The sequence below is a fragment of the Micromonospora luteifusca genome, assembly GCF_016907275.1.
GTDB classification, from domain to species: Bacteria; Actinomycetota; Actinomycetes; order Mycobacteriales; family Micromonosporaceae; genus Micromonospora; species Micromonospora luteifusca.
This window is the reverse complement of sequence record NZ_JAFBBP010000001.1, coordinates 4,030,417-4,055,646: the sequence shown is the minus strand read 5'-3', so window position 1 is coordinate 4,055,646 and position 25,230 is coordinate 4,030,417. Positions and strand designations below refer to the sequence as shown.

At 70.0% G+C, this 25,230-nt stretch carries 26 protein-coding genes and 1 pseudogene; 14 read left to right on the top strand and 13 right to left on the bottom strand.

Translation table 11 applies throughout. The features are described from left to right. The first annotated feature begins 27 nt into the window (after nt 1-27). Nucleotides 28-852 (top strand): trehalose-phosphatase, encoded by an 825-nt coding sequence (gene otsB, locus JOD64_RS18470; protein ID WP_204943356.1) that lies wholly within the window; start codon nt 28-30, stop codon nt 850-852. A 36-nt stretch (nt 853-888) separates the two neighbouring features. Here the strand turns inward: otsB and JOD64_RS18465 are convergent, their stop codons facing one another. The 4 genes from JOD64_RS18465 to JOD64_RS18450 form a co-directional block, all read right to left on the bottom strand. Then, complete coding sequence (locus JOD64_RS18465; protein WP_184181455.1) at nt 889-1,659, bottom strand: isoprenyl transferase; 771 nt, start codon at nt 1,657-1,659, stop codon at nt 889-891. A gap of 31 nt (nt 1,660-1,690) precedes the next feature. Then, nucleotides 1,691-2,833, bottom strand: a complete 1,143-nt coding sequence (locus JOD64_RS18460; RefSeq protein ID WP_204943355.1) for a geranylgeranyl reductase family protein — start codon at nt 2,831-2,833, stop codon at nt 1,691-1,693. A gap of 1,016 nt (nt 2,834-3,849) precedes the next feature. Next, a complete protein-coding gene (locus tag JOD64_RS18455) occupies nt 3,850-4,707 on the bottom strand; it encodes a hypothetical protein (protein WP_204943354.1) in 858 nt (285 codons plus the stop codon). A 37-nt stretch (nt 4,708-4,744) separates the two neighbouring features. Next, nucleotides 4,745-6,589: a phosphoenolpyruvate carboxykinase (GTP) gene (locus JOD64_RS18450; protein ID WP_204943353.1), complete on the bottom strand. Its 1,845-nt coding sequence runs from the start codon at nt 6,587-6,589 to the stop codon at nt 4,745-4,747. A 136-nt stretch (nt 6,590-6,725) separates the two neighbouring features. Between JOD64_RS18450 and JOD64_RS33965 the strand changes: the two are divergent. The 4 genes and pseudogenes from JOD64_RS33965 to JOD64_RS18435 form a co-directional block, all read left to right on the top strand. Beyond that, nucleotides 6,726-6,815 (top strand): annotated as a pseudogene (locus tag JOD64_RS33965) (GtrA family protein); the annotation flags it as partial. A 212-nt stretch (nt 6,816-7,027) separates the two neighbouring features. Further along, on the top strand, nt 7,028-7,564 hold the full coding sequence (locus JOD64_RS18445) for a GtrA family protein (RefSeq protein ID WP_204946131.1): 537 nt from the start codon (nt 7,028-7,030) through the stop codon (nt 7,562-7,564). A 63-nt stretch (nt 7,565-7,627) separates the two neighbouring features. Then, nucleotides 7,628-8,338 (top strand): GtrA family protein, encoded by a 711-nt coding sequence (locus JOD64_RS18440; protein ID WP_204943352.1) that lies wholly within the window; start codon nt 7,628-7,630, stop codon nt 8,336-8,338. Further along, nucleotides 8,335-8,940 carry a MaoC/PaaZ C-terminal domain-containing protein gene (locus JOD64_RS18435; RefSeq protein ID WP_204943351.1) on the top strand — a complete coding sequence of 202 codons (606 nt, stop codon included), beginning with the start codon at nt 8,335-8,337 and terminating at the stop codon, nt 8,938-8,940. Before JOD64_RS18440 ends, JOD64_RS18435 begins: the two co-directional genes overlap by 4 nt. Before the next feature lie 44 nt (nt 8,941-8,984). Here JOD64_RS18435 and JOD64_RS18430 read toward each other — a convergent pair whose 3' ends face one another. After that, a complete protein-coding gene (locus tag JOD64_RS18430) occupies nt 8,985-9,557 on the bottom strand; it encodes a PH domain-containing protein (RefSeq protein ID WP_204943350.1) in 573 nt (190 codons plus the stop codon). Between the two features lie 162 nt (nt 9,558-9,719). After that, nucleotides 9,720-10,595 (bottom strand): biotin--[acetyl-CoA-carboxylase] ligase, encoded by an 876-nt coding sequence (locus tag JOD64_RS18425; protein WP_204943349.1) that lies wholly within the window; start codon nt 10,593-10,595, stop codon nt 9,720-9,722. 84 nt (nt 10,596-10,679) lie between these two features. Between JOD64_RS18425 and JOD64_RS18420 the strand changes: the two genes are divergently transcribed. Further along, nucleotides 10,680-12,263, top strand: a complete 1,584-nt coding sequence (locus tag JOD64_RS18420; RefSeq protein ID WP_204943348.1) for an acyl-CoA carboxylase subunit beta — start codon at nt 10,680-10,682, stop codon at nt 12,261-12,263. Between the two features lie 9 nt (nt 12,264-12,272). Here the strand turns inward: JOD64_RS18420 and JOD64_RS18415 are convergent, their stop codons facing one another. The 4 genes from JOD64_RS18415 to JOD64_RS18400 all read right to left on the bottom strand — a co-directional run bounded on the left by JOD64_RS18415 (nt 12,273) and on the right by JOD64_RS18400 (nt 15,446). Beyond that, the gene (locus tag JOD64_RS18415; protein WP_204943347.1) at nt 12,273-13,142 is read right to left on the bottom strand and encodes a hypothetical protein; all 870 of its coding nucleotides are present in this window, start codon (nt 13,140-13,142) and stop codon (nt 12,273-12,275) included. Further along, on the bottom strand, nt 13,135-13,635 hold the full coding sequence (locus tag JOD64_RS18410; RefSeq protein ID WP_204943346.1) for a SigE family RNA polymerase sigma factor: 501 nt from the start codon (nt 13,633-13,635) through the stop codon (nt 13,135-13,137). The genes JOD64_RS18415 and JOD64_RS18410 overlap by 8 nt, the downstream gene beginning before the upstream one ends. Before the next feature lie 62 nt (nt 13,636-13,697). Then, a complete protein-coding gene (locus JOD64_RS18405; RefSeq protein ID WP_204943345.1) occupies nt 13,698-14,681 on the bottom strand; it encodes a ketopantoate reductase family protein in 984 nt (327 codons plus the stop codon). Nucleotides 14,682-14,702: 21 nt separating this feature from the next. Further along, complete coding sequence (locus JOD64_RS18400) at nt 14,703-15,446, bottom strand: M50 family metallopeptidase (protein WP_204943344.1); 744 nt, start codon at nt 15,444-15,446, stop codon at nt 14,703-14,705. A 101-nt stretch (nt 15,447-15,547) separates the two neighbouring features. On the opposite strand from JOD64_RS18400, the gene JOD64_RS18395 reads away from it, so the two are divergent. Further along, entirely contained in the window at nt 15,548-16,099 is a 552-nt protein-coding gene (locus JOD64_RS18395) for a Uma2 family endonuclease (RefSeq protein ID WP_204943343.1), read from the top strand. Between the two features lie 125 nt (nt 16,100-16,224). Next, nucleotides 16,225-16,977 carry a GH25 family lysozyme gene (locus JOD64_RS18390; protein WP_204946130.1) on the top strand — a complete coding sequence of 251 codons (753 nt, stop codon included), beginning with the start codon at nt 16,225-16,227 and terminating at the stop codon, nt 16,975-16,977. An 82-nt stretch (nt 16,978-17,059) separates the two neighbouring features. Here JOD64_RS18390 and JOD64_RS18385 read toward each other — a convergent pair whose 3' ends face one another. Together JOD64_RS18385 and JOD64_RS18380 are read right to left on the bottom strand one after the other, a co-directional pair. Beyond that, complete coding sequence (locus JOD64_RS18385) at nt 17,060-17,287, bottom strand: hypothetical protein (RefSeq protein WP_204943342.1); 228 nt, start codon at nt 17,285-17,287, stop codon at nt 17,060-17,062. 65 nt (nt 17,288-17,352) lie between these two features. Further along, nucleotides 17,353-19,344 (bottom strand): serine/threonine-protein kinase, encoded by a 1,992-nt coding sequence (locus JOD64_RS18380; protein WP_204943341.1) that lies wholly within the window; start codon nt 19,342-19,344, stop codon nt 17,353-17,355. Nucleotides 19,345-19,434: 90 nt separating this feature from the next. On the opposite strand from JOD64_RS18380, the gene JOD64_RS18375 reads away from it, so the two are divergent. The 6 genes from JOD64_RS18375 (at nt 19,435) to JOD64_RS18350 (ending at nt 24,295) form a co-directional block, all read left to right on the top strand. Next, the gene (locus tag JOD64_RS18375) at nt 19,435-19,629 is read left to right on the top strand and encodes an acyl-CoA carboxylase subunit epsilon (RefSeq protein ID WP_204943340.1); all 195 of its coding nucleotides are present in this window, start codon (nt 19,435-19,437) and stop codon (nt 19,627-19,629) included. A gap of 91 nt (nt 19,630-19,720) precedes the next feature. Next, nucleotides 19,721-20,179 carry a hypothetical protein gene (locus JOD64_RS18370; RefSeq protein WP_204943339.1) on the top strand — a complete coding sequence of 153 codons (459 nt, stop codon included), beginning with the start codon at nt 19,721-19,723 and terminating at the stop codon, nt 20,177-20,179. Continuing rightward, nucleotides 20,176-21,552 carry a hypothetical protein gene (locus tag JOD64_RS18365; RefSeq protein WP_307813480.1) on the top strand — a complete coding sequence of 459 codons (1,377 nt, stop codon included), beginning with the start codon at nt 20,176-20,178 and terminating at the stop codon, nt 21,550-21,552. The genes JOD64_RS18370 and JOD64_RS18365 overlap by 4 nt, the downstream gene beginning before the upstream one ends. Beyond that, complete coding sequence (locus JOD64_RS18360; RefSeq protein ID WP_204943338.1) at nt 21,552-22,718, top strand: S8 family serine peptidase; 1,167 nt, start codon at nt 21,552-21,554, stop codon at nt 22,716-22,718. The genes JOD64_RS18365 and JOD64_RS18360 overlap by 1 nt, the downstream gene beginning before the upstream one ends. 258 nt (nt 22,719-22,976) lie before the next feature. After that, the gene (locus JOD64_RS18355; RefSeq protein WP_204943337.1) at nt 22,977-23,645 is read left to right on the top strand and encodes a Maf family protein; all 669 of its coding nucleotides are present in this window, start codon (nt 22,977-22,979) and stop codon (nt 23,643-23,645) included. Further along, the gene (locus JOD64_RS18350; RefSeq protein ID WP_204943336.1) at nt 23,642-24,295 is read left to right on the top strand and encodes an O-methyltransferase; all 654 of its coding nucleotides are present in this window, start codon (nt 23,642-23,644) and stop codon (nt 24,293-24,295) included. Before JOD64_RS18355 ends, JOD64_RS18350 begins: the two co-directional genes overlap by 4 nt. A 178-nt stretch (nt 24,296-24,473) precedes the next feature. On the opposite strand, the gene JOD64_RS18345 is transcribed toward JOD64_RS18350, so the two are convergent. Further along, complete coding sequence (locus JOD64_RS18345; RefSeq protein WP_204943335.1) at nt 24,474-25,229, bottom strand: ABC transporter permease; 756 nt, start codon at nt 25,227-25,229, stop codon at nt 24,474-24,476. Between the last annotated feature and the right edge of the window lies 1 nt (nt 25,230).

Sequence of the window (25,230 nt, the reverse complement as noted above, 5' to 3'; positions counted from 1 at the left end):
CTGGATCGCCGGGGTACGCTGACGCGCGTGCCGCCGTTGAATCTGGGCAATCAGCCGCCGAAAACCCCGTTGAACGCCGACCAGGCCTGGCGAATAACTGCCAGCCGGGCGGCCGGGACCGTGCTCTTCTTCGACTTCGACGGCACGCTCGCGCCCGTCGACGACGATCCGACCGCGGTGCGCCCGGCGCCCAAGGCGCTGGCCGCCATCGAGGCGCTGGCCCCTGTCGTGCAGCGGGTCGCGATCGTCTCCGCCCGGCCCGTCGAGTTCCTTCGGGATCAGCTCGGCGGGCTCGCCGGTGTGGACCTCTACGGCCTCTACGGGCTGGAGCACAGCCACTCGGGCGGCGAAACCGTCACCGAGCCGGCCGCGCTGCCCTGGGTGCCGACCATGGCGGAGCTGGCCGACCTGGCCCGGGCAGAGCTGCCGCCCGGCACGCTTGTCGAGTTCAAGCGGCTCTCCGTCGCGCTGCACTGGCGTACCGCTCCGCAGCTCGGCTCGACCGTGCAGCAGTGGGGGCAGGCGCAGGCGGACCGGCTGGGGTTGCGGGTGCAGGCCGGGCGGATGGTGCTGGAGCTCAAGCCGCCGGTCGACCGGGACAAGGGCATGGTGATCGGCGAGGCGATCAAGGATGCCACCGGCGCCTGGTACTTCGGCGACGACGTCTCGGACATCAAGGCCTTCGCCGCGCTGCGCGCCCGCGCCGCCGCCGACCCGGATTTCCTGGGTGTCTGCGTGGCCGTGGCCAACCCGGAGACCGGCCAGGAGGTGGCCACCGCCGCCGACCTGACGATCGAGTCCCCGGCCGCCCTGGGCGACTTCCTCACCCAGGCGCTGACCCACCTGCCCTGACCTGGCCGGCCGGCGACAGACGCGTCGGCGGCCGGGTCAGGCGCCGTAGCGGCGTTGCCGGGTGGCGTACGAGCGCAGCGCGCGCAGGAAGTCGATGTGCCGGAAATCCGGCCAGTTGAGTTCGCAGAAGTAGAACTCCGAGTGCGCGGACTGCCAAAGCATGAAACCGGACAGCCGCTGCTCTCCGCTGGTGCGGATGACCAGGTCGGGGTCGGGCTGGCCACGGGTGTAGAGGTGCTCGGCGATGTGCTCGACGTCCAGCACCTCGGCCAACTCCTCGATCGTGCCGCCGGTGGCGGCGTGCTCCAGCAGCAGCGAGCGGACCGCGTCGGTGATCTCCCGGCGACCGCCGTAGCCCACCGCGATGTTGACCTCCGCGCCGCCGGTGCGCTCCCGGGTGCGCTCCTCGGCGCCCTTGAGCGCCGCCGCGGTCTGCGCCGGCAGCAGGTCGAGCGCCCCGACGATGCGCAGCCGCCAGGGGTTGCCCTCCTCCGCCAACTCCACCACCAGGTCCTCAATGATCTTGAGGAGGGGGTCCAGCTCGCTCGCTGGTCGGCGCAGGTTGTCGGTGGCCAGCAGATAGAGGGTGACGTGCCCGACGCCAGCCTGGTCACACCAACCGAGAACGTGCTTGATCTTTGCCGCGCCGACCCGGTGCCCGTCGTTCGGGTCGACGAAGCCCATCTCCCTCGCCCACCGGCGGTTGCCGTCGCACATCACCCCGACGTGCCGGGGCACCGGCTTACCCGCGAGCTTCGCCGTGAGCCGGCGCTCGTACACGGAGTAGATAAGGTCCCGCAGCGTCATCACCTAGCAGCGTAGCGACCCATCAGCCAGATCACCGCCTCGGAGCCCCATCCGCGCCCGGCAGGCCGACACCGATCATGGCCAGCGTGCGGGCGGTGAGACGTCCGTCACCCAACCCCAGCTCGACCACGTCATAGAACACGCGGTCGTCCCGATGCGCAGCCCGGACCGCCGCGTCCACCACTCGGCGGCGCCGCGCCAACCACGCCGCGACCGAACTGTGCCGCAGGTGGGTGCCGAGACGGCGACGCAACCCGTGGGCGTAGCGGTGGGCGGCCCCCTCGGGCGCCTGGGCCGCCGCCGCACCGGCCAGCGCACCGGAGAGCAGCGCGTAGAAGATGCCCTCCCCGGTGAACGGGTTGATCAGCGACAGCGCGTCCCCGGCCAGCAGCGTCCGACCCTGCCCTGGGGTCGGCCGGTGGGTGGACAGCGGCAGGTGATGGGCGCGCAGCGCGGTCACCGTCGCCAGGTCGGTGCCGGGCAACAGCGCGGCCAGTCGGTCCAGCAGGTAGGCGCGGCTCAGCGGCTCACCGCGCAGCACCTCCCCGTACCCGACGTTCGCCCGTCCGTCGCCGATCGGAAACGACCAGGCGTACGCCGGCCAGCGCGCCTTCGAGGTGACGATGAGCTGCTCGGACGGGCCGGGCAGAGCCGGGGCGTACCCCCGGATGGCCAGCGCCAGGTGCCGATCGGGATTCTGTGGGTGCCCGAGCGCCCGACGAACCACCGACCCCGCGCCGTCCGCGCCCACCACCACCCGGCCGGACAACTCCCCGTCGAGCACCACCCGGTCGGCGCGCGGCTCGACCCGGCGCACGGTGTGCCGGCGTAGCTGCGCACCGGCCGCCACCGCGGCCGCCACCAGCCGCGCGTCGAAGACCTCCCGAGGCACGGTGTACGCGGGTCGGGGCAGCGCCCGGGCCACGGCGCCGCCACCCGGCGCGATCATCCGCAGCGCGGGCAGCGGCGCGTAGCCCGCCACCGCCTCGGGCACCCCCAACTCGGCGAGCACGTCCACGGAGTGCGCGGCGATCCCGTCGCCACACGCCTTGTCTCTGGGAAAGTCGGCCCGGTCCAGCAGCAGCACACTGGCACCCGCCCGCCGCGCTGTCAGCGCGGCGGCCGCCCCAGCAGGCCCCGCTCCCACCACCACCACGTCGAACTCGTCGCTCACCGCGCGCCTCCCTCCGACCAACGCGGCGCGGCTGTGTCTTCCCGCACCGCCCCGATCCGCCTGCGCCGCCCATCCCAACCGTTGTGACCGGCGCCACCCGCCATCCTGCCTCCTGCCCGCTCGTGCGGGCCGCACCCGCACGGCGTCGACTTCCAGCGGGAAACGCGAATGACTCCAGCGACAGCCACGAGCAGTCCAGGCTCGGCGACAGAAGGGCCGCCGCTCAAGCCGGGAGGCACCAGCGCGGCGAAGGCCAGCCGTCCTGCCCAACCACCCTGTAGACCTGCCCCAAATCCGGGGCACCTGACACGGTCCTCAAACAGCGTGAATACGGACGCGAGCGGGACAGCGAAGACCAGCCGTCACTACCCAACCACCCTGTAGACCTGCCCCAAATCCGGGGCACCTGACACGGTCCCCGAACAGCGTGAATACGGACGCGAGCGGGACAGCGAAGACCAGCCGTCACTACCCAACCACCCTGTAGACCTGCCCCAAATCCGGGGCACCTGACACGGTCCCCGAACAGCGTGAATACGGACGCGAGCGGGACAGCGAAGACCAGCCGTCACTACCCAACCACCCTGTAGACCTGCCCCAAATCCGGGGCACCTGACACGGTCCTCGAAGGGCGTGAATACGGACGCGGGCGGGATGGAGGCCGGGCCTGGGTGTCGGCACGCGGAAGGGCACAGACGCGGGAGCAACCTCGCCTGGGCCCCCGCCCCATATCTGGGGCAGCTCTACAGCGGCTGCGACTACCTGCTCATAGGTGGATGCCACCGCGAGGCTGCCCGCCGGCCGGGCACAGGATCGTGCCGCCGTCAGCCGGGGGCGACGTCGACGGTGCGCGCCGCGCGGCCCGCCGCCCGGAGGTGCCACCCGGGGGTGCCGGCGCGACTTGGCGTGGGCACGCCCCATATCTGGGGCAGCTCTACAGCGGCTGCGACTACCTGGTCACGTGGTGGATGCCACCGTGCGGCTGCCGGCTGGCCGAGCTCGGGATCGTGCCGCCGTCAGCCGGGGACGGCGTCGACGGTGCGCGCCGCGCGGCGCAGGCCGTAGAGCACGAGCGCAGCCGCGGCGAGCAGCGGGCCACCGTCGCGGACCAGGCCGTCCACACCCAGCAGCCACCAGCACAGCGGCAGGTCCACGGCGAGCACGACCAGGGTGACGACGAGCAGCAGGCCACGCGCCCAGTCCTTGCCCCGCATCAGGAACGCGGTGCAGAACAGCACCGCGTAACTGGCCGCGAGGCCGGCGCCGAACCAGAACAACACGGCCGGTAGCGCGGTCAGCCGACCGTCCAGGATGGCGCCCCCGGCCACCAGGGCCGGCACCAGCATCAGCGGGCTGTAGGTGAACGCCGCCACCCGGCTGGTCAACAGCCAGGCGCTGGCCTCCGGCCGTCGGGGCGGGGTCTCCCGCCAGGAGAAGCCGGCCCGGTCGATGACCAGTCGTGGCCGGTGCCGGACGAGGTGCCCGGCCAGCGCCGACGAGCGGTACAGCAGCCAGACCACCGCCACACAGAGCGCGGTGAGCACGGCGAAGCCGAGCAAGCCGGGCAGGGGCGGCACCCCCTGGCGGGGCACGATCAACCGGCCGACGGCGAAGATCGTGGTGACCGCGAGGATCAGCCCGAACGGGCGAGCCACCGTCCGGCCCTTGCGTACGTGCCCGATCAGCAGCAGGAAGCCGAACGAGCGCAGCATCGCCCAGCCGGTACGCACCGCCAGACCGAAGCCCTGCTCCGGGGCGTACCACCAATTGAGCACCTCGACCACGACGGTGGCCGCCGCCGTCGTCGCGAGCAAAAAGGTGAGCGCCTGGACGGCGGACGGCCGCCGGACCTGGGTCTCGGCGGCCGTCCTCATGAGATCCGATGATGCCCGCTGGGAGCGGACTTCACACCTAGCGCTGCGGCTGCGCGGCGTCCAGACGTGCGCGCAGCGCGTCCAACTCGGCCCAGAGCACGCCGGGCAGCTTGTCACCGAACTTCTCGAACCACTCGGTGATCATCGGCAACTCGTTGCGCCACTCGTCCGGGTCGACCTTCAGGGCGATCCGAACGTCCTCCGGGGTCATGTCCAGGCCCTCGACATCCAGCGCGTCGGGTGCCGGAACCATGCCCACCGGGGTCTCGACCGCGTCGGCCGTGCCCTCGATCCGCTCGACGACCCACTTGAGCACCCGGGCGTTCTCCCCGAAGCCCGGCCACAGGAACGAGCCGTCCGGGTCCTTGCGGAACCAGTTGACGTAGTAGATCTTCGGCAGCTTCGCCTCGTCGCCGTCGGTGCCCTTGCCCATCTCGATCCAGTGCCGGAAGTAGTCGCCCGCGTGGTAGCCGATGAACGGCAGCATCGCCATCGGGTCCCGCCGGACCACACCAACCGCGCCGGACGCGGCGGCCGTCGTCTCCGAGGAGAGCGTCGCACCCATGTAGACACCGTGGACCCAGTCACGGGCCTCGGTCACCAACGGGATGGTGTCCTTGCGGCGACCACCGAAAAGGATCGCGTCGATCGGCACCCCGTTGGGGTCGAAGTACTCGTCGGCGAGGATCGGGCACTGGGTGATCGGAGTGCAGAAACGGCTGTTCGCATGCGAGGAGAGGCCCTCGCTCTCCGGCGTCCAGTCGTTGCCCTTCCAGTCGATCAGGTGCGCCGGGGGCTCACCCATGCCCTCCCACCAGATGTCGCCATCGTCGGTGAGGCCCACGTTGGTGAAGATGGAGTTGCCCCGGTCCAGGGTGCGCATGGCGTTGGCGTTGGTCTTCCAGTCGGTGCCGGGCGCGACACCGAACAGGCCGTACTCCGGGTTGACCGCGTAGAGGCGACCGTCAGGGCCGAACCGCATCCAGGCGATGTCGTCACCGATGGTCTCGACCTTCCAACCGGGGATGGTCGGCTCCACCATGGCGAGGTTGGTCTTGCCGCAGGCCGACGGGAAGGCGCCCGCGATGTGGTGGACCCGACCCTCCGGCGAGGTGATCTTGAGGATCAGCATGTGCTCGGCGAGCCAGCCCTCGTCGCGGCCCATCACGCTGGCGATCCGCAGGGAGTAGCACTTCTTGCCGAGCAGCGAGTTGCCGCCGTAACCGGAGCCGTACGACCAGATCTCCCGGCTCTCCGGGAAGTGCGAGATGTACTTGGTGTCGTTGCACGGCCAGGCGACGTCCTGCTGCCCGGGGGCGAGCGGGGCGCCGATCGAGTGCAGCGCGTGCACGAAGTCCCTGTCGTTGCCCATCGCCTCGAGGACCCGGGTGCCCATCCGCGTCATGATGCGCATCGAGGCGACCACGTACGGGCTGTCGGTGATCTCCACACCGAACATCGGGGACTCGGCCTCGACCGGGCCCATGACGAACGGGATGACGTACATGGTGCGACCGCGCATCGAACCGCGGTAGAGATCGGTCATCGTCCGCTTCATCTCCGCCGGCGCCATCCAGTTGTTGGTGGGGCCGGCGTCCGCCTCGTCGACGGAGCAGATGAAGGTGCGTTCCTCGACCCGCGCGACGTCCGTCGGATCGGTGCGCGCGTAGAACGAGTTGGGCTTCTTCTCCGGGTTCAACCGGATCAGTGTGCCGGCCTCGACCAGCTCGTCAGTGAGCCGGCGCCATTCCTCGTCGGACCCGTCCACCCAGACGACACGGTCGGGGGTGGTCAGTTCCGCAACCTCACGGACCCAGGCGAGCAGTTTCGGATGGGACGTCGGGGCCTGATCAATACCCCGCACAACAGCCGGAGCAACCATGACACATCTCCTTGTGGTCGACGCTGACCGATCTATGGGATGCACGAGACTCAGCGGCGCGATGCGTCGCCTTCGTGGAAACCTGGGATTGGCCTCAGCGTAAACCGGGCAGCCTTCCGAGTCAGTGGGACTGGTTGTGAAGAACTGCACAAGGTACGGCCACGCTGCGGCATCACGAGCTGATACCCGCTTTCCCGCGCAGTTTCACGCAAATCTTGTCGTGCACCCCGGCGGACGCTTGTTGCGGTCGGGCCGTGGACCTGCCCCGCCGACCGGTGCGTGGATTCCCGTTCCGGGGCGCGTCAGTCCTCCCAATTGGTTACGCTGCGTGCAACCGCTCCGCACATCCCGCTGGCGCTTCCGGGCGACCACGCCCGCTCGCCGTTGCTACCCCTCTGACTGGTCGACAGCCGGTAGGCTCCCTCCGTGGCCGCCACAATGACCGGGGAACAACCGGGTCCCCGGCAGACCCGACGGGGTCTGGTCGGCGGGCTGCTGGACCGCTTCGGTCACCTTGTCCGCGAGTTGGGCAAGTTCGCCACCGTGGGCGGGCTCGCCTTCCTCATCGACTTCGGGCTTTTCAACTACCTGACGAGCAGTCGTGACGTCGAGGAGTTGACGGCGAAGACGGTCTCCACCGTGATCGCGGCCTCGTTCGCCTTCGTGGGCAACCGGTTCTGGACGTGGCGGCACCGTCAGCGCAGCAACCCGGCCCGCGAGTACGCGCTGTTCTTCTTCTTCAACGCGGTCGGCCTCGGCATCGCGGTGGCCTGCCTCGCGATCAGCCGGTACGGGCTCGGCAGCATCTGGCCTGACGTGTTCCAGACGCGCCTGGCCGACAACGTCGCCAGCTACCTTGTCGGCGCGGGCCTCGGCACGCTGTTCCGATTCTGGTCGTACCGGCGGTTCGTCTTCGTCGAAGCGGGAACCCCGACCCTTCCACAGGTGAAGCCCGACCCCGATCACGGGGCGTGACCTGCCGCCTACCTCGTTCGGCCGGTGATCGCCGGCCGCACCGACTGCCCTAAGGTGTTTCGCATGCGTCTTGTTCGTCTCCTGCCTGAGCGCTGGCAGAAGTTCATCCACGAGGCGCTCAAGTTCGGCATCGTGGGCGGCATCAACACCGTCATCAATTACGCCGTGTTCAATGCCCTTGCACTGACCGTTTTCGTCAATGGTCAGCTGAAGGCGTCCGTGATCGCGACCATCGTCGCCACGATCACGTCGTATCTGATGAATCGGCACTGGACGTACCGGGATCGCCCGAAATCGGCGCTCCGTCGGGAATACCTCCTGTTCTTCCTGTTCAACGGGGCTGGCCTGCTCATCGAACTGGGTGCCGTGGCGGTGGCGAAGTACGGCCTCGACATACACGGCCTGCTCGCGTTGAACGTGGCCAAGACCGCTGGCGTCCTGCTGGCCACCCTGTTCCGGTTCTGGTCATACCGGACCTTCGTCTTCCAGCCCGTCGCGAAGACCAAGGTCGAGCCCGAGGCGAAGCCCACCTCCACCTGGCACAGCATCCCCCGTGACGAGTGGGACACGATGGCGGAAATGGACCCGGTCGCCGAGCTGGCCGAATCCGTGTCGGAGCTGGAAGAGGAGGAGTCCGCGGATCGCGCCGACCCACCGCCCGGCACGCCCGCTCAGGGGCGGTCCAAGCGGCTGAGCGTCAGCCCCGCCGCCGACCTGGACGCGGAACTCGCCGCGGAGTTGCACGTCAGCACCCGCCGCGCGCCCCGCCGGTGACGGCACCCGACGCCCGCTCCGGCACTGGGCAACCTGCCGAGCTGTTCTTCGAGGATCTCGTCCCGGGGCTCACCGTCGACCTTGGTGTGGTCACCGTGGATGGCGACGAGATGGTCGCCTTCGCCCGCCGCTTCGACCCGCAGTGGTATCACGTCGACCCTGACCTGGCCGGGGCGAGCCGGCACGGCGGGTTGATCGCCAGCGGCTTCTACACGGTCAGCCTGTTCATGCGCGCGTACGTAGACCACCTGCTGTCCCGGGCGGCGGCGGACGCGTCCCCCGGGCTGGAGGAGCTGCGCTGGCTCGCCCCCGTGCGCGCCGGTGATCGGCTCTCCGTTCGGGTCGACGTGATGGGTGCCCGGCCGTCGACCGCCCGCCCGGGGCTGGGCACCGTCAGCCTCACCGGCACCATGCTCCGCCTCGGCCCGGACGACCGGCCCGAGCAGGAGGTGCTGCGGACCCGCTTCCGTGGCTGGTTCGCCGTGCGACCGGCCGAGGCCGAGCCGGCCGGGGCCAGCCCCGACGACGACCAGACCGACGCCAGCCCAACCAACGCCTGCCAGCCCGGCAGCGGCACGCCGGCGCCCGAACCACACGACTGACCCGCCCCGACACGGCGGTAGGGGCGGGCCTCAAGCGGCCTGGATCAGGCTGTGGTGTCGCGCAGCGGCTTGCCGTCCTGCATGTCGGCGAGGATGTCGCGCATCTCCCCGTCACCCAGCGAGTGCTTGTCGTGCTGCGCCTCGACCAGCTCGTACAGGGTGGTCTGCACCTTTCCGACGTTCGGCACGTCGGCAAGCACCGACTGGCCGCGCTCACCGGCCGACTCGATGGTGAGCGTGCCGCAGCCGAGCAGGCGCTCGACGAACCGTTGGTTCATCGAGTGGTCGTTGACCCGGGTGAGCGGAAGGTCCCGCCGGTCGCGGGAGAAGACACCCTGCTGGATCAGCACACGCTCGTTCGTGAACAGGTAGTGCGTGGTGCGCCAGACCAGGAACGGCCACAGGCCGAGCCAGAGCACCGCGACCAGGGCGATCGCCCCGATCACGGCCAGCACGATCGAACCGCCGTCACCCTCGGGCAGCAGGAGCACACCGACCACCACCGCCGCGATGGCCAGCACCAGCACCGCGATCGGCTGGATCAACGCCTTCCAGTGTGGGTGCAGATGGAGCACGACATGCTCGTCCTCGGTGAGCACGTCTTCAGGAAACGCCACGACAACCTCCATCGCCATTTTTCCGACGCGCAGACCGTAACCGGTCCAACCGCCTGATCGGATCAGCCTCCCGGGGTGGCTTGCGTCCACAGCGGGCCCTTTCGCCTCCGGAGGCCCTTTCACGCCACCGGAGGCCCTCCCGACCAGTGCAGGTGCGGGACGTCACCGCAGATGCAGGACATCTCCGGCGGCGAGGGTGCGATCGCCGGCAGGGGTGGTGACGAGGAGCTGGCCGTCCGGGTCGACTCCGGTGGCTGTGCCGGTCAGGGCCTCGCCGTTGGGGAGCAGGACCCGCACCTCGCGGCCGACGGTCGCGCAGGCCGCCAGGTAGGCGTCGCGCAGGCCACTGCCCACCGCATCGCCGCCCGCGGAGCGCCAGCGGTCGTACCAGTCGGAGACCGAGCGCAGCAGGGCCCGCAGCAGCGGGTCCCGGTCGGTGGCCGCCGCGCCGGCCAACTGCAGCGAGGTGGCCGGCAGCCCGGTCGGATTCACCGGCAGTTCGTCGGCGCGCAGCGTCACGTTGAGCCCGATGCCGAGCACGATGGCCGGCGGTTGGTCCGCTGCGCGCCCCGGCACCGCCTCGGCCAGCACGCCCGCGCACTTCGCGTCGTCGATCAGCAGGTCGTTGGGCCACTTCAGGGTGGCTTCCAGCTCGGCCAGCCGGGCCACCGCCTCGACCAGCGCCACGCCGGCCAGCAACGGCAGCCACCCGTACCCCGTGGGTGCCGCGGGCAGCCAGCCGCGGTCCGGAACGGCCTCGCCGGGCCGCAGCAGCACGCTGGTGGCGATGCCGGCCCGCGCAGGCGACTGCCAGACCCGACCGCGGCGCCCACGCCCGGCGGTCTGCCGTTCGGCGATGACGACCAGGCCCTCGGGTTCGCCGGCCCGCGCCGCCTCGGCCACGTCGGCGTTGGTGGAGCCCGTCTCGGCACGCAGCTCCAGTCGGGCCCAGGGCCCGTTCGGGGCGACCAACGCGCGGCGCAGCCGGGCCGCCGACAGCGGCGGGCGGTCCAGATCGGTGTACGGGGAGCCCGACATTCCGTCAGCCTACGATGGTGGTCGCGTCGACACTGAGGCGTACTGCACAGCGGGGCCCGCCTGAACCATCGTTATATTCCCTGGGTGACTACCGAGACCGGGACCAACATCCACAGCACCGCGGGCAAGCTGGCGGACCTGGAGCGCCGGGTCGACGAGGCGGTGCACGCCGGGTCGGCCCGCGCGGTCGAGAAGCAGCACGCGCGAGGCAAGAGGACCGCCCGCGAGCGGATCGAGATGCTGCTCGACGAGGGCTCGTTCGTCGAACTCGACGAGCTGGCCCGGCACCGTTCCACGGCCTTCGGGCTGGAGAAGAACCGCCCGTACGGCGACGGCGTGGTCACCGGCTACGGCACGGTGGACGGCCGGCAGGTGTGCGTCTTCGCGCAGGACTTCACGGTCTTCGGCGGCTCACTCGGTGAGGTCTTCGGCGAGAAGATCGTCAAGGTGATGGACCTGGCCATGAAGATCGGCTGCCCGGTGGTCGGCATCAACGACTCCGGTGGGGCGCGCATCCAGGAGGGTGTGGTCTCGCTCGGCCTCTACGGTGAGATCTTCTTCCGCAACGTGCGGGCCTCCGGCGTCATCCCGCAGATCTCGCTGGTCATGGGGCCCTGTGCCGGCGGCGCGGTCTACTCGCCGGCGGTCACCGACTTCACCGTGATGGTCGACCAGACCTCGCACATGTTCATCACCGGCCCCGACGTGATCAAGACGGTGACCGGCGAGGACGTCGGCATGGAGGAGCTGGGCGGGGCACGCACCCACAACTCCCGCAGCGGCAACGCGCACTACCTCGCCAGCGACGAGGACGACGCCGTCGACTACGTCAAGGCGCTGCTGTCGTACCTGCCGTCGAACAACCTCGACGAGCCGGTGGTCTTCGAGGCGCCCGCCGACCTGGCGATCAGCGACGAGGACCGGGAGCTGGACACCCTGATCCCGGACTCGGCCAACCAGCCGTACGACATGCACAGGGTGCTCGAGCACGTCCTCGACGACGGGGAGTTCCTCGAGGTTCAGCCGCTCTACGCGCAGAACATCGTGGTCGGCTACGGCCGGATCGAGGGGCGGCCGGTGGGCGTGGTCGCCAACCAGCCGATGCACTTCGCCGGCACCCTGGACATCGCCGCCTCCGAGAAGGCCGCCCGGTTCGTCCGCACCTGCGACGCGTTCAACGTCCCCGTGCTGACCTTCGTGGACGTGCCCGGCTTCCTGCCCGGGACCGGCCAGGAGTGGGACGGCATCATCCGCCGGGGCGCCAAGCTCATCTACGCGTACGCCGAGGCGACCGTCCCCAAGGTCACCGTGATCACCCGCAAGGCGTACGGCGGGGCGTACGACGTGATGGGTTCCAAGCACCTCGGCGCGGACCTCAACTTCGCCTGGCCGACCGCGCAGATCGCCGTGATGGGCGCGCAGGGCGCGGTCAACATCCTCTACCGCTCCGACCTGGCCGGCGCCGAGGACCCGGCGGCGGTCCGGGCCGAAAAGATCGCCGAGTACGAGGACACCCTGGCCAACCCGTACGTGGCGGCCGAACGCGGCTACATCGACTCGGTGATCGCGCCGCACGAGACGCGCACCCAGATCGTCCGGGCACTGCGCGTGCTGCGCACCAAGCGGGAGACGTTGCCGCCCAAGAAGCACGGCAACATCCCCCTCTGAGGCTGGCCGTCAGCAGGCTGGGTTGGCGGCGGCGCACATCCGGGCCGCCGCCGCCACGGCGAGTTGGCGGAGTTCGGCTTCGGTGCCGTCGTACCCGAGGCGGAGCACCGAGACGGTGTCGCCGACCCGGACGACGGCCAGCAGGATCGGCGGCGGATCGTCGCCGTCTGTCTGCCCGGTCTTCACGTCCCTGGCGGCCGTGAGCGAGTCCCGCAGGATGGCGGCGTCGTCGCCGGCGAAACCCCGCTGCGTCACCGCCCACCGGTGGACGGCTTCTACCGTGCTGAGAACCCCCGCCGTGTCCAGCTGCCCGACGCTTCGCCATTCGGCGCACGGGGCGATCAGGTCGTCCAGACCGGCGAAGAGCTGTGTGGCCGCCTCGGGCGTCAGCCGGTAGAGGTCCTGCGCGACGAGGGCGTCGCCCTCCGTGCGAGGGCCCGGAGGGTGCTGCCGCAACAGCGTCTGCGAACGGGACACGATTGACATCGGCCAACCCTCCGACAGCCCCTGACTCGTCCGGCAGTAGGCGAGCAGGTGGTCCAGCCGGACCGGCTCCCCCAGCCCCGATTGGCTGAGCTGCCAGGGGTACGACGGCGGGGCGACCAGCTGCGTCAGGTCGGCCGGCTGCAGGAGTGCGTCGGTGCTGATCTCGTGCCGGGTCGGCGAGGCGGATGCGGCCGGCAGAGCCGGCGACGGGGACTTCCTCGGCGCGGCGACCGCTGCGGCGGAGACCCCGGCGAGGGCCAGCACGACGGTGGCCACCACGATCCTGCGCTGGCTGCGGCGGCGGGCCCGGGCGCGGATCTCCTCCGGGCCGGGCCAGTGCACGTCGCGCAGTTCCCGCTGGATGTGTTCGACGAAGGTCGGGTCGTCACGCATCGGTTGCCTCCTCAAGATCAGAGACGGCGAGCAGACCGGCGAGCGCGACGCGCCCCCGGGAGAGGCGGGCCTTGACGGTGCCCACCGGGGCCGCGGTTTCCCGCGCCACGTCGGCGACCGGCATGCCGACCAGGTAGTAGAGAGCGATGGCGACGCGTTGCTCCTCGGGCAGTCGGCGCAGGGCGGCGACCACCGCGACGGTGTCGGTGCCCGGCCCCGGAACGGTCTCGACTGCCCCGTGCCGCAGGTACGCGCGGGCCCGGCTGCGCAGACTGCGCCACCGGCTGACCGCGATCCGGCTGGCCACCACCCGCACCCACGCCTCCGGGTCGTCGTACGCGCTGACCGTCGACCAGCGCTGCCACGCCCGGATGTACGCCTCCTGCACGGCGTCCTGCGCCTCGCCCCGATCACCGGTGAGCACGTAGACGAAACCGAGCAGCCGTTGCCGACTCCCCCGGTAGAACTCATCGAACCCGTCGACGTCCGGCACCCGCTACCTCCCCGTGTCGGTCGCAGGGAACACGCCCCGGATGGGTTCGGGGGTTGCCTCGATCAGGCCATCATCTTCTCCAGGTCGGCGAGCGGGAACGCGCCGACCCCGATCCGCTCCCGGACCGCTTGGCGTACGGCCCGCTGCACGGCGACGTTGGCCGGCGTCGGTACGCCGTGCAGTCGGCCGAGCAGCGCGATCTCCCCGTTGAGGTGGTCGACCTCGGTCGAGCCGGTGCCCCGGGCGAGGCTCTGCCAGGTGGAGCCGCCGGAGCGGGGCTCCCCGTCGACCGGGCGCTGCCCGACCAGGTCGCCGCGTTCGGCCTTCTCCTCCCCCGGGGAGGTGTGCCCGATGCCGGCGGCGGCGAGGGCGGCGACGCCTTCGGCGCGTACCCGCTCGGCCAGCGCCTCCGGGATGTCCTGGCCGAGCAGCGCCTGCAGGCCGTTGCCGAGATTGCTGAGCAGCTTGCCGTACTTCCAGCGCAGCACATCCGTGCGGACCGGGGCGACGAACCCGGCAGCGCTCAGATCGGCTGCGATCGCGCGGTCGGTGTCGTCGGCTCCGCCGGGGTACCGCCCGATGTGGAGCATCCCGGGGTGCGGGTGACCGTTGGCCACCACCACGCCCGGGTCCAGGTGGGTGGCCGGCAACCAGACGCAGACCGGGTGCACGTCGGCGAAGAGCCGCAGCGCGGCCCGCTCGTTGGCCACCCCGTTCTGCGCGGTCACCAGCGGCAGACGCTCACCCGCCGTGCCACCGCCGACCACCGGCGCGTCCACCCAGGCGGCCAGTGCACCGGCGGTGTCCTGCGACTTGACGGTGAGGATCAGCACCGTGTCCGCCGGCAGAGGCTGGTCACCGGGCCCGTCCACGGCGGCGAGCCGGGCGGTGATTTCCCCGTCGGGCTGTCGCAGGGTCAGACCCCGCGCGCGGATCGCGTCCAGATGCGCACCCCGGGCCACCAGCGTCACGTCCCGGTCGGCGTGAGCCAGCCGTACGCCGATGGTCCCGCCGACCGCGCCCGCCCCGATGATCACGTATCGCATGGCCTCATTCTGCCCGCTGGGTCAGACCGTCAGGCCGGCGCTGGTGAGGATGGGGCCCACCAACAGAAGCGCGCCGGCGACCAGGGCGGCCAGGTTGACCAGGGCGAAGACGGTCACCCAGAAGAGCGCCGGGAACGGGGTGAGCCCGGCGAGCTGGTCGGCGTCGGAGACGGGCATCCGGCCCCGCGAGCGCAGCCGCTGCAGCTCGACCACCGGCCGCACCCCGCCGAGCAGCAGGAACCACACCCCGGTGTACGCGAATGCGGCCTGGACCTGCGGGGTCGCGTACCACGAGACAGCGAACACCAGCGCACCGGTGACCAGCAGCGACACCACGCCGAAGGCATTACGGATCATGATCAGCATGGCGAGCAGCAGCGCCACCGCGACCCAGAGCAGCAGGGTGATCCGGTTACCGCCGAGCAGCCAGGCACCAGCCAGCCCGACCAGCGGTGGGGCGACGTAACCGGCGAGCAGGGTGAGGATCATGCCCGGCCCGGTGGGACGGCCGGCGGAGAGGGTCAGCCCGGACGTGTCCGAGTGCAGCCGGATGCCACGCAGCTTGCGGCCGGTGAGCAGCGCGACCAGGGCGTGCCCACCCTCGTGCGCGATCGTGATGGCGTTGCGGGCGATCCGCCACGGCAGCCGGGTGGACACCACCACCAGCGCGACCGCCGCGGTGATCAGCACCAGCAGCGCGGGCGGGTCCGGCTGCGCACCGAACAGCGTGTCCCACAGGTCGCTCAGCCCGTCGATCGACATCATGGGGCGCGAGCCTACCGGCGGCGTTCCGTGTCGCTCCCGAGGCACCGGCTCGTATCCTGGGAGACTGATCGGGTGGCGAGTCGAGCGGGAGGTGAACGCGGGTGAGCGCAGCGCCCCTGGAGCCGCACATCGGCCTGTGGACCGAGGCCGACTACTTCGCCTTGGGCGAGACGCCTGACCGGATCGAACTGCTCGACGGGAGCCTTTTGGTGAGCCCTGCCCCGAGCCGACGGCACCAGCGGGTGTCGCGCCGACTGGCGAACAGCATCGAAGCAGCGGCAGACCTCCACGGGCTGTCGGTCTTCGAAGCGATCAACGTCCGGCTCGGCATCGACCGAGTCGTCATTCCGGACCTCGTTGTGACCGATGTTGATGACGACGGCACCTTCCTCGACCCCGACCGGGTGGTGCTCGTCGGCGAAATCGTCTCGCCCGGCAACGCCGCCGCCGACCGGCTGGTCAAGATGCAGCTCTACGCCATCGCGCGGATCCCCTGGTACCTGCTGGTCGAGCAGGACGGCGACGGTCACTCGTTGCGGCTGTTCCGGCTGGACGGAGAGCACTACGTCGAGGACCAGGTGGCCAAGGCGGGCGAGACGCTGACCATCGTCGAGCCGTTCCGCTGGCAGCTCGACCCGGCCACCCTGCGCTGATCCATCCCGCTCCGGCCGGCGGTCTTCCACGCCCCGTCGATGAAGCTTTTTTCAATGCACCTTGCGATCTAGGGCACTTACCTCCAAAGATGGATGTCGATAGAGCGACGTCCTTGGAGGCATTCATGGCCCGTACCTCGTCATCGCTGCGCCGCGCGCTCGCGGCCGGCCTCACCGTCCTCGCCACCGCGGCGGCGGCCCTGGTCGCGACCGCCGGACCGGCGGCCGCAGCCACCACACCCGGCATCGACGTGTCCCGCTACCAGGGCACCATCAACTGGACCAGCGTCCGCAACGCGGGCATTCAGTTCGCCTTCATCAAGGCAACCGAGGGCACCACCTACAAGGACCCGAACTTCAACGCCAACTACGTCAACTCGTACAACGCCGGGGTGATCCGCGGGGCGTACCACTTCGCCCGGCCGAACATCTCCGCCGGCTCGACCCAGGCCAACTACCTGGCCTCCAACGGCGGCGCCTGGTCGGCGGACAGCCGCACCCTGCCGGCCGCGTTGGACATCGAGGCCAACCCGTACAGCGGCGGCTACTGCTACGGGCTCAGCACCACGGGGATGCGCAACTGGGTGCAGGACTTCCTCAACACGTACCGCTCCCGCACCGGCCGGTACGCCGTCATCTACACCACCACGAGCTGGTGGAACCAGTGCACCGGCAGCTGGACCGGCCCGTGGGCGAACCACCCGCTCTGGCTGGCCCGCTGGGCGAGCGCGCCCGGCGCCCTACCGGCCGGCGCTTCGGTGTGGAGCTTCTGGCAGTACACCAGCACCGGCGTCGTCTCCGGGATCAGCGGCAACGTGGACCGCAACTACTGGAACGGCGACCGGAGCCGCCTGATCGCCTTGGCCAACAACACCTGATCGGGCCGTTGGCGGCAGCGGGATCGACGGTCACCACACGGTCGACAATCGGTCCGGCTGCCGCCACACCATCGGGTACGGGTCAAGCCCTCCGTCGGCCCAGAACCGGGACCGCGGCTTCCTCACGAGCCAGAGCGGCCCGGTGGGTGAGCCGCCAGGCAGCCACCCCGAAGCCGGCAACGATCACGACGCTGAGCAGTGCGATGAGCACCGGCATCCCCACGCTGACCAGCAGCAGGATCGCGTCGCCGAACGCGACGAGCATCCACAGTGCCAGTCGGGGTCGAGTGTCCCTCCGTCGGTAACCCATGTCGTGCCTCCCTCCGTCGTCGAAGGTCAATTACCCAGGACGACGGAGGGTCATGCGAATCAGTTTCAGTCCTTGCGGTCGGGCACGAAACCCTTGGCGATGCGGTCGAAGTTCGGCAGGTTGGCCTGCCAGTCCTTCTCCGCGATCTCCCACCGCAGGGCGTAGCCGCGGTTGCTGGCGGTCACGAACCCACGGTTACGGACGTGGATCCGCTGCCCGTCCCGGGTCTCCAGCCACTCCCAGTCCGCGCAGGTCCGCCCGACATTGCAGCGCTCGATGCTGAGGTACTGGTAGTTGTTGACTTCGTTCTTGCGGTCGCCCTCGATGCTCTTCCAGTCGGCGTAGGCGTCCTTCTTCGGCGTGCTGGTCCACTGCACGAGCAGCTCACCCGGGCCGTTGGACTCGTCGAAGACGACGGTGTCGCGGCCGGCGCTGCGACGCACCCAACCGTCGGGGATCGGCAGGGCGAAGCCAGCCGGGTCCTGGTGCAGCTTCCAACCCGCCGGAAGCGCGTTCGGGTCGACCGAGGGCGTGGGTGAGGTCGTCGGGCTGGGGGCACCCGTGGTGGGCGGGGGTGCCGCCGGAGCGGACGTCGGCGCGGACGCAGAGGTCGGGGCAGCCCCGGTCGGGCCGGCCTGCGGGCTCTTGTCGTCGCCCTTCGTCAGCATCGGCACGACCACGACGAGGCCGATCAGCAGCAGCGCGACCAGGGCCCCGATCAGCACGTTGCGTCGGGTGTTGCTCGGCTTCGTACCGTCCGATGGCGGAACCGGCGCACGCCCGGCCGGACCCACCGGCGGCATGAGCGACGTCGGCGTCGTCGGCTTGCGCTGCTCCGGAGCCACCGGCGGGCCGTCGACGATCGTCGGCTCGTCCTCGGCGTCCGCCGGACCGTCGTCGACGTTCGTCGTACCGTCGCCGCTCGTGTCGGGTGCGGCCGTGACCTTCGCGGTCGGCTCGGCATCGGACGGACGGTCGATCGTCGCGGTCGGCTCGGCCGGCACCGCCGCGGTCGGGTCGGCGTCCGCACCGGATCCGACGACGGCCGTCGGCGTGGCATCGGCGGCGGGGCCCGCAGCAGCGGCAACCGAGGTCGCGGCGGCGGCCGGCGGCGGCGACACCGGCCGGTCGACACTCTCGGCCGGTCGCGGCGCCGGCACCAACGGCGGGCGCGGCTCGCGCGGGCCGTTCGGCCCCGGCCGGCGTACGCCATCCAGCAGCGAGATCCCGCGCGCACGCTTGCCTGCGGCGCGGCGCAGCAGGCGCTCCGCCACCTCGGCGGTGATCCGCTCGTTCGGATCCTTACGCAGCAGGCCGTTGAGCACGGCCTTGAGTGGACCGGCGTTCTTCGGCGGCGGAATCGGCTCAGTCGCCAGCGCCGCGAGGGTGCCGATCGCCGACGGCCGGGCGTAGGGCGACTTGCCCTCGACCGCCGCGTAGAGCGTCGCGCCCAACGACCACAGGTCCGCCTCCGGGCCGGCGGTGCCGTCGCGGGCCCGCTCCGGCGAGATGTACGCGGGTGAGCCCAGCACCATTCCGGTTCGGGTCACGTTCGGGTCGCCCGGGATCGTGGCGAGACCGAAATCGGTCAGGACCACCCGGCCGTCCTCGCCCAGCAGCACATTGCCGGGCTTCACGTCGCGGTGCATGACACCCGCCTTGTGCGCGGCACTGAGCGCACCCAGCACACCGAGGCCGATCTCCACTGTGCGGGCCACCGACACGGGTCCATCTTCGGCAAGAGTGTCCTGCAACGACTTCGACGCCACGTACTCCATGACGATCCACGGATCGCCGTCGGTGCGCAGCACATCGAAGATGCGGACCACATTGGCGTGGTTCAGCCGGGCAATGGCCCTGGCCTCCCGCAACGAGCGCTCGCGCATCTCGCGGCGCTCCTCGTCGGTGAGGCCGGGTGGTGGCACCAATTCCTTGATGGCCACGTCCCGGTGCAGCACCTCGTCGCGCGCCTTCCACACCCGGCCCATGCCGCCCTGGCCGAGCGGCGACAGGAGCCGGTATCGGTCAGCGACAAGTTGGGGAAGCGCATTCGACATCGCTGAGACGGTACCCGGACCCGCTGACGCTCACACCGCCGGCACGCCACTGTGCGCTTCGCGTAACTTCGCGCCGCGTACCCTGGCGGCATGTCTGCCGAAGAGCCGCTGTTCCGGGTCGTTCGCGGCGTGCCCACCGCCGAGGAACTGGCCGCCCTGGTGGGGGCGATCGTCGTCCGGTCCCGCCCGGCCTCCGCTCCCGCGCCGGCAGCCCCGTCCAACTGGGCGCGCAGCGGTCGGCCGGCCAGCCGTGGTGGATGGCGCACCGCCAGCCTGCCCCGCTGACGCGACCCGCCGCCGTGCGGGGGCTGCCAGGGCCACGTGTAGCCGTTACCCTCACTCAGGGAAACGGTGCCGTGACAGGTAGGGAGGATCGATGATCCCCGAAGAGGACCGGCCAGCACCCTGGTTGCGCGGCTACGGCGGCATCGAGGCCGACATCAGCCAGCTCAGAGAGTTCGCCGACCGGCTCGCCGCCGAGGTCGAGAGCAACTATGCGCCGCACCTGTCGTACATCGCCGAAGACATGTCCGCCAAGCTGCCCAACCCGTGCGACGCCTTCATCGAGCTGGTCACCTTCCTGCACGCGCACCACGAGACGCAGCAGGCCACCGCCGACATGGTGTACGCCGTCCGTGGCGCCACCGGCCACCTGGCCGCCGCCGCCGATCAGGTCGCCACCCGATACGCCGACAGCGACGCCTTCACCGCCGCGCGAGTGGTAGACGTGCGTCAGGCCCTCGCCGACCCGACAACCATGCTGCCCGGCGGCCCGACGCCGATGCTGACCGACCCGACCAGCCCCGACGCCGACAAGCCGGTGATGCTGCCGTGATCGAACGGGGCACCGGCCGCACATCCGGCCTCACCGACTGGCAACTGATGGACGTCAACAGCATGTGGGCCTGCCTGCAGGACCACGACACCGCCAACCACTGGAAGCAGGTCGCCGGCTGGCGCAAGGTCTGCGACCTGGCGCAAACCCACCTCAGCCGCCTCCAGGAATACCGACGCGGACTCGCCGAGGCCTGGCCGCCCGAAACCAGCGCCGCCTCCAGCACGTACCTCGCCGAACTCGACGAGCTGATCGACAAGGTGCAGCGCACCCACAACGCCGCCGCCGCGAACTACACCGCGCTCTCCGCCGCCACCCAGGCCATCGGCACCACCCGCGCCGCACTCCGCAAGATCCATGAGGAGTACGCGACCAAGTTCCAACAAAAGCAGGCGTACGAGTCGATGGCCGCCGATCCGAAAGCGGTGATGGGCAACCGGGTCACCGAGGCGCCCGTTACCGACGCGGAGCTGGAACGGCTGAATGTGCAGGCACGGGCCGCGATGTTCAACCTCAGCAGCGAACTCCAGCAAGCCCAAGCAACCCTCCAAAAACCACCACCACCGCCTCGTCGGGCCGGCTATCAGCCGAATGACCCGGACGTCTACGGAACGAGCACCCAGAGCCCGCTCATACCTCCGATCGTTGCAGTACCGATGGCACCGGCGGTCTCCCCGCTTCACTCGCCAAAGCCAGCTTCTGTAAGCCCAATGCCCGTCCATGCTCCTGGAGTCGGACCGGTCTTGGGTGGAATTGGTTCAGCCTCAACACCGGCCACCGCCAACCCAAACCCGCCCGGGTTGACAACTCCCTTAACAGCCGGCGCCCCTATAGGCATGCCATCCGACATTCCTATCCGTCCGATAGGAGAGTTGTCGCCCCGCACCCAGGCAGGCCCAGTTAACGCGCCCAACGGCAACTCGAAGGAACAAGCCCAACGCCTGAAACCATCGGCTTCCTCCCGGCCCCTGCCACCGGGAGGCCTCATCGGGGGCCCACCAGGAATCGGTCTGGGGCAGCCCGGCGCAGGACCGACCTCACCCCGGCGCGTCAACCCGATCGGCGGCGTTATTGGGGGTGGCGGAGCTGGTACGGCCCCTAGCGGAGGAGCGGGTTCTCGACCTGGCGCTGGTCGCGGCTTCTCAGTGTCACAAAGCATCCCGCCATTGGGCGGCGCCCCCGGGCTGGCGAGTCCTGCCGGTGCACAGCCGACCACCGTCCGGCCGAGCGGGCGCAGGCAGCCAGGGAGCAGTTCACCACACTGGGACCCCGATAACCCATGGGAAACGGAGAAGGGTGTAGCACCAGTGGTTCGCCCACCTGACGACGAGGGTCCCATTGACCCCGGCCCGGCAATCGGCTTCACGCGGTAATGGCATTCATTGCCCCCGCCGCACTAATCGCTTTGATCTTGCCGTTTGCGGTAACTGGGCTAACAGAAGGCGGCCACCCACCTTCCACCTACAGCACCCTGTGGTCCGATGAGGCTGAACGCATTCGGGGCGACCAGTGGCACCTTCGCTACCTAAATGTTTCGCAAGCGCAAGCGATTAGCCAGGGCGACGCGGTCATCGTCGCAGTACCCGACACCGGCGTAGACCCCCACCCCGACCTCGTCAATAACCTACTCCAGGGCATCGATACCGTACCGGACGGCTCGGGGAATGGCCAAAATGACCTGAACAGTCACGGCACGAGCATGGCAGGGCTAATCGCGGCGCATGGCAGGGGCGGGAGTTCAGGCGCGCTTGGCATTGCACCTAAATCCAAGATTCTTCCGATAAAGGCCGCTGCGGATGATAATTTCGGCGACGCCGATGATCTCGCCACAGCTCTCGAGTACGCGATAACTAGCCGAGCCCAAGTAATCAGCATTTCAAGCGGGGGCGCATCGACTCCACGTCTCATCCGGGCCGTCCGCGCTGCACTCGCCGCGAACATTATCGTTGTGGCAGCCGTAGGCAATGCGCCTCATGGGTCGGTTGGATATCCGGCTAGCGAAGAAGGCGTGATCGCCGTTGGTGGTGTCGGTCGCGATGGGCTACACGCTGCTGTCTCCGTGACCGGACCGAAGATCGATGTGGTCGCTCCCGCTGTCGACATTTACAGCACCAGCTATGACGGCAAGTACTCGAAGGGCACTGGCACATCGAGCGCTACGGCGATCGTGGCGGGGGCGGCGGCGTTGATTCGGTCCAAGTATCCGTATCTGCCGGCGCGGGAGGTGGCGCACCGACTCACGGCAACCGCGGTCGACAAGGGCGCGCCTGGGCGTGACGACGAGTACGGCTATGGCGTGATCGATCTTGTGGCGGCGCTGACGGCGGACGTACCGCCGCTGGGGTTTGAGTCTGTGAGCGCGCCGGCTGGTGCTGGCTCGACGACGACGGCTGGTGCTCTGCCGGGTGATGAGGGCGGTGGTGCGACGGTGCGTGGCCTGGCCACCCTTGGGGTGATCTTGGCTGCCGGGGTCGGATGGGCGGTGGTGGCCCGGCGGCGTCGGCGCGGCGATGATCCGCCGCCCCGGATTAGTCGCTGATCGGCCAGCGGCCCGGCGGTGCTGGGCTCGGCGCCTTGGTTTGGCGGCGTCTGGTGCGGTGGGACACCCCCACTTCGGCGGAACGGGTCGATCAGGGTGGGGATTGGGTCGATCGGCGGGTTGATCGGCTCCATATCGGCGATATTGCGGGGTCGAACCGTGCTGGATAGGCCAATGTCGGCGATATGGAGTGGATCAAGGCTGTTGGGCACTTGTGGCGGGAGGTTGTGCGGGGTGGGAGCCGGTAACGTCGAGTGGGTGTCTGAAACTTTGCCGCTCCGCCTCGTGCTCGCCTCTGCGAGCCCTGCCCGTCGCAAGTCTCTCCTGGCCGCAGGGATTGAGCCGGATGTGCTGGTCAGCGGGGTGGACGAATCGTTGGTGGTGACCGAACGGGCCGAGGAGTTGTGCCTGGAGTTGGCTCGGCTCAAGGCACAGGCGGTGTTGACCCGGCTGAGCCCGGGCGCCGGCCAGCGGACGCTGGTGATCGGCTGCGACTCGGTGCTCGCGTTCGACGGGGAGATCCTCGGCAAGCCAGCGGACCCGGCCGACGCGACCCGGCGATGGCTGCGGATGCGGGGGCGCAGCGGCGTTCTGCACAGCGGGCACTGCCTCATCGACGTTACCGCCGGGCGGCGCGCGGAGGCGGTCGCCTCGACCACCGTCCACTTCGCCGACATCAGCGACGACGAGATCGCCGCGTACGTGGCCAGCGGTGAGCCGCTCGCGGTGGCCGGCGCGTTCACCATCGACGGATTGGGTGGGCCGTTCGTCGAGCGGATCGAGGGTGACCCGGGGACGGTGATCGGGCTGTCGATGCCGCTACTGCGTCGGCTCCTCGCCGAACTCGACCTACGGATCACCGACCTGTGGACAAAGGTCGCGCCCGGGGGCCAATCGGTCGAGCCGCTCGGTAACGTCCGGTCATGACCACCAAGTCGATCCCGCTCACCGACGAGCTGCACGCCTACCTGGTCGCACACGGCTCCCCACCGGACGAGATCATCCGGGATTTGGCCGACGAGACCCGGTCGGTGCTGCCGGAGCACGCCACCATGCAGGTGGCCCCGGAGCAGGCTGCCTTTCTGACGTTCCTCACCCGACTGCTCGACGTGCGGCAGGCCGTCGAGGTCGGCACGTTCACCGGGCTCTCGTCCCTGGCGATCGCCCGCGGGTTGCCCGAGGGCGGGCGGCTGACCTGCTTCGACATCTCTGCGGAGTTCACCGGCATCGCCCGGCGCTACTGGGAACGGGCCGGCGTGCAGGACCGGATCGACCTGCGCATCGGTCCGGCCGGGGACAGGCTGCGGGAGCTGCCGTACGAGCGTTACCTGGACTTCGCGTTCATCGACGCGGACAAGACCGGATACCCGATCTACTGGGCGGAGCTGGTGCCCCGGATGCGGCCGGGCGGAGTGATCGCCGTCGACAACGTGCTGCGTGGTGGCCGGGTGATCGCTCCGCAGGACGCCAACGATCGCGCGATCGCCGCCTTCAACGACGATGTCCTCGCCGACGTACGGGTGGACCCGGTGATGCTGCCGATCGCGGACGGCCTGACCCTCGCCAGGGTGCGCTGAGCCCCGGCAGGCACTGACCCCGGGACGCACCGGCAGACACTGAACCGCGGGCAGCGCTGAACCCCGCAGATGCACCGGCAGCCCCGAACCCAGATGTCGGGGTGTCCTCCCAAGACGGAGACGGACACCCCGACAAACTGGACCTCGTATTGATCACGCGGCCCGCGGACCGGTCGGGTCAGCGGACGCTGCGGGCAAACTGCCGGGCGGCCCAGTAGACACCCAACGCGGCCAGGACCGCGGTGATGCTCAGGCCCTGCCAGACCTTGTCGCTGCCCAGGTCCCCGGCGAACAGCGCCCGGGTGCCGTCGACCGCCCAGGAGAACGGGTTCCAGTCGGCGATGCCCTGCAACCAGCCGGGCGCGAAGGTCAGCGGCAGCAGGATGCCGGAGAGCAGCAGCACCGGCTGCGCCACGGTGTTCATCAGGGGCGCCAGCGCGTCCTCACTCTTGACCTTGAGGGCGACGCCGTAGGAGACGGCCGAGGTCATGAGGGCGATCAGAGCGAGCATCAGGTACGCCAGCAGCAGGTCACCGATGAACACCCGCAGGTCGAACAGGAGCGCCAGCAGGGTGATGATGACCGCCTGCACGATGAGCGAGACCACGTCGCGTAGCGAACGGCCGAGCAGCAGGGCGAGCCGGCTGATCGGGGTGACCCGGGAGCGTTCGATGACACCGGCGCGCAGCTCGGCGATCAGGCCGAAGCCCTGGAACAGGCCGCCGAAGATCGCGAGCAACACCAGCAGACCGGGTACGAAGATCTTGTAGGCGGCGGCCTGGGTGGGCGCGTCCAGTGCCGGCTTGAGCAGCGGGGCGAAGAGCAGCAGGTACATGACCGGCTGGAACACGCCGACGAAGACCCAGACCGGGTTGCGCAGCAGGAGTTGGGTCTGGCGCTGGAAGATCAGCCAGGTGTCACGGGCGAATTTCATG

What these genes read in the sequence shown, in the direction of transcription:
- JOD64_RS18465 (WP_184181455.1), bottom strand. Translation starts at nt 1,659, where the DNA reads ATGACGCTGCGGGACCTTATCTACTCCGTGTACGAGCGCCGGCTCACG.
- JOD64_RS18455 (WP_204943354.1), bottom strand. Translation starts at nt 4,707, where the DNA reads ATGAGGACGGCCGCCGAGACCCAGGTCCGGCGGCCGTCCGCCGTCCAG.
- JOD64_RS18450 (WP_204943353.1), bottom strand. Translation starts at nt 6,589, where the DNA reads ATGGTTGCTCCGGCTGTTGTGCGGGGTATTGATCAGGCCCCGACGTCC.
- JOD64_RS18445 (WP_204946131.1), top strand. Translation starts at nt 7,028, where the DNA reads ATGACCGGGGAACAACCGGGTCCCCGGCAGACCCGACGGGGTCTGGTC.
- JOD64_RS18440 (WP_204943352.1), top strand. Translation starts at nt 7,628, where the DNA reads ATGCGTCTTGTTCGTCTCCTGCCTGAGCGCTGGCAGAAGTTCATCCAC.
- JOD64_RS18425 (WP_204943349.1), bottom strand. Translation starts at nt 10,595, where the DNA reads ATGTCGGGCTCCCCGTACACCGATCTGGACCGCCCGCCGCTGTCGGCG.
- JOD64_RS18415 (WP_204943347.1), bottom strand. Translation starts at nt 13,142, where the DNA reads ATGCGTGACGACCCGACCTTCGTCGAACACATCCAGCGGGAACTGCGC.
- JOD64_RS18405 (WP_204943345.1), bottom strand. Translation starts at nt 14,681, where the DNA reads ATGCGATACGTGATCATCGGGGCGGGCGCGGTCGGCGGGACCATCGGC.
- JOD64_RS18400 (WP_204943344.1), bottom strand. Translation starts at nt 15,446, where the DNA reads ATGATGTCGATCGACGGGCTGAGCGACCTGTGGGACACGCTGTTCGGT.
- JOD64_RS18390 (WP_204946130.1), top strand. Translation starts at nt 16,225, where the DNA reads ATGGCCCGTACCTCGTCATCGCTGCGCCGCGCGCTCGCGGCCGGCCTC.
- JOD64_RS18385 (WP_204943342.1), bottom strand. Translation starts at nt 17,287, where the DNA reads ATGGGTTACCGACGGAGGGACACTCGACCCCGACTGGCACTGTGGATG.
- JOD64_RS18380 (WP_204943341.1), bottom strand. Translation starts at nt 19,344, where the DNA reads ATGTCGAATGCGCTTCCCCAACTTGTCGCTGACCGATACCGGCTCCTG.
- JOD64_RS18375 (WP_204943340.1), top strand. Translation starts at nt 19,435, where the DNA reads ATGTCTGCCGAAGAGCCGCTGTTCCGGGTCGTTCGCGGCGTGCCCACC.
- JOD64_RS18370 (WP_204943339.1), top strand. Translation starts at nt 19,721, where the DNA reads ATGATCCCCGAAGAGGACCGGCCAGCACCCTGGTTGCGCGGCTACGGC.
- JOD64_RS18360 (WP_204943338.1), top strand. Translation starts at nt 21,552, where the DNA reads ATGGCATTCATTGCCCCCGCCGCACTAATCGCTTTGATCTTGCCGTTT.
- JOD64_RS18350 (WP_204943336.1), top strand. Translation starts at nt 23,642, where the DNA reads ATGACCACCAAGTCGATCCCGCTCACCGACGAGCTGCACGCCTACCTG.
- JOD64_RS18345 (WP_204943335.1), bottom strand. Translation starts at nt 25,229, where the DNA reads ATGAAATTCGCCCGTGACACCTGGCTGATCTTCCAGCGCCAGACCCAA.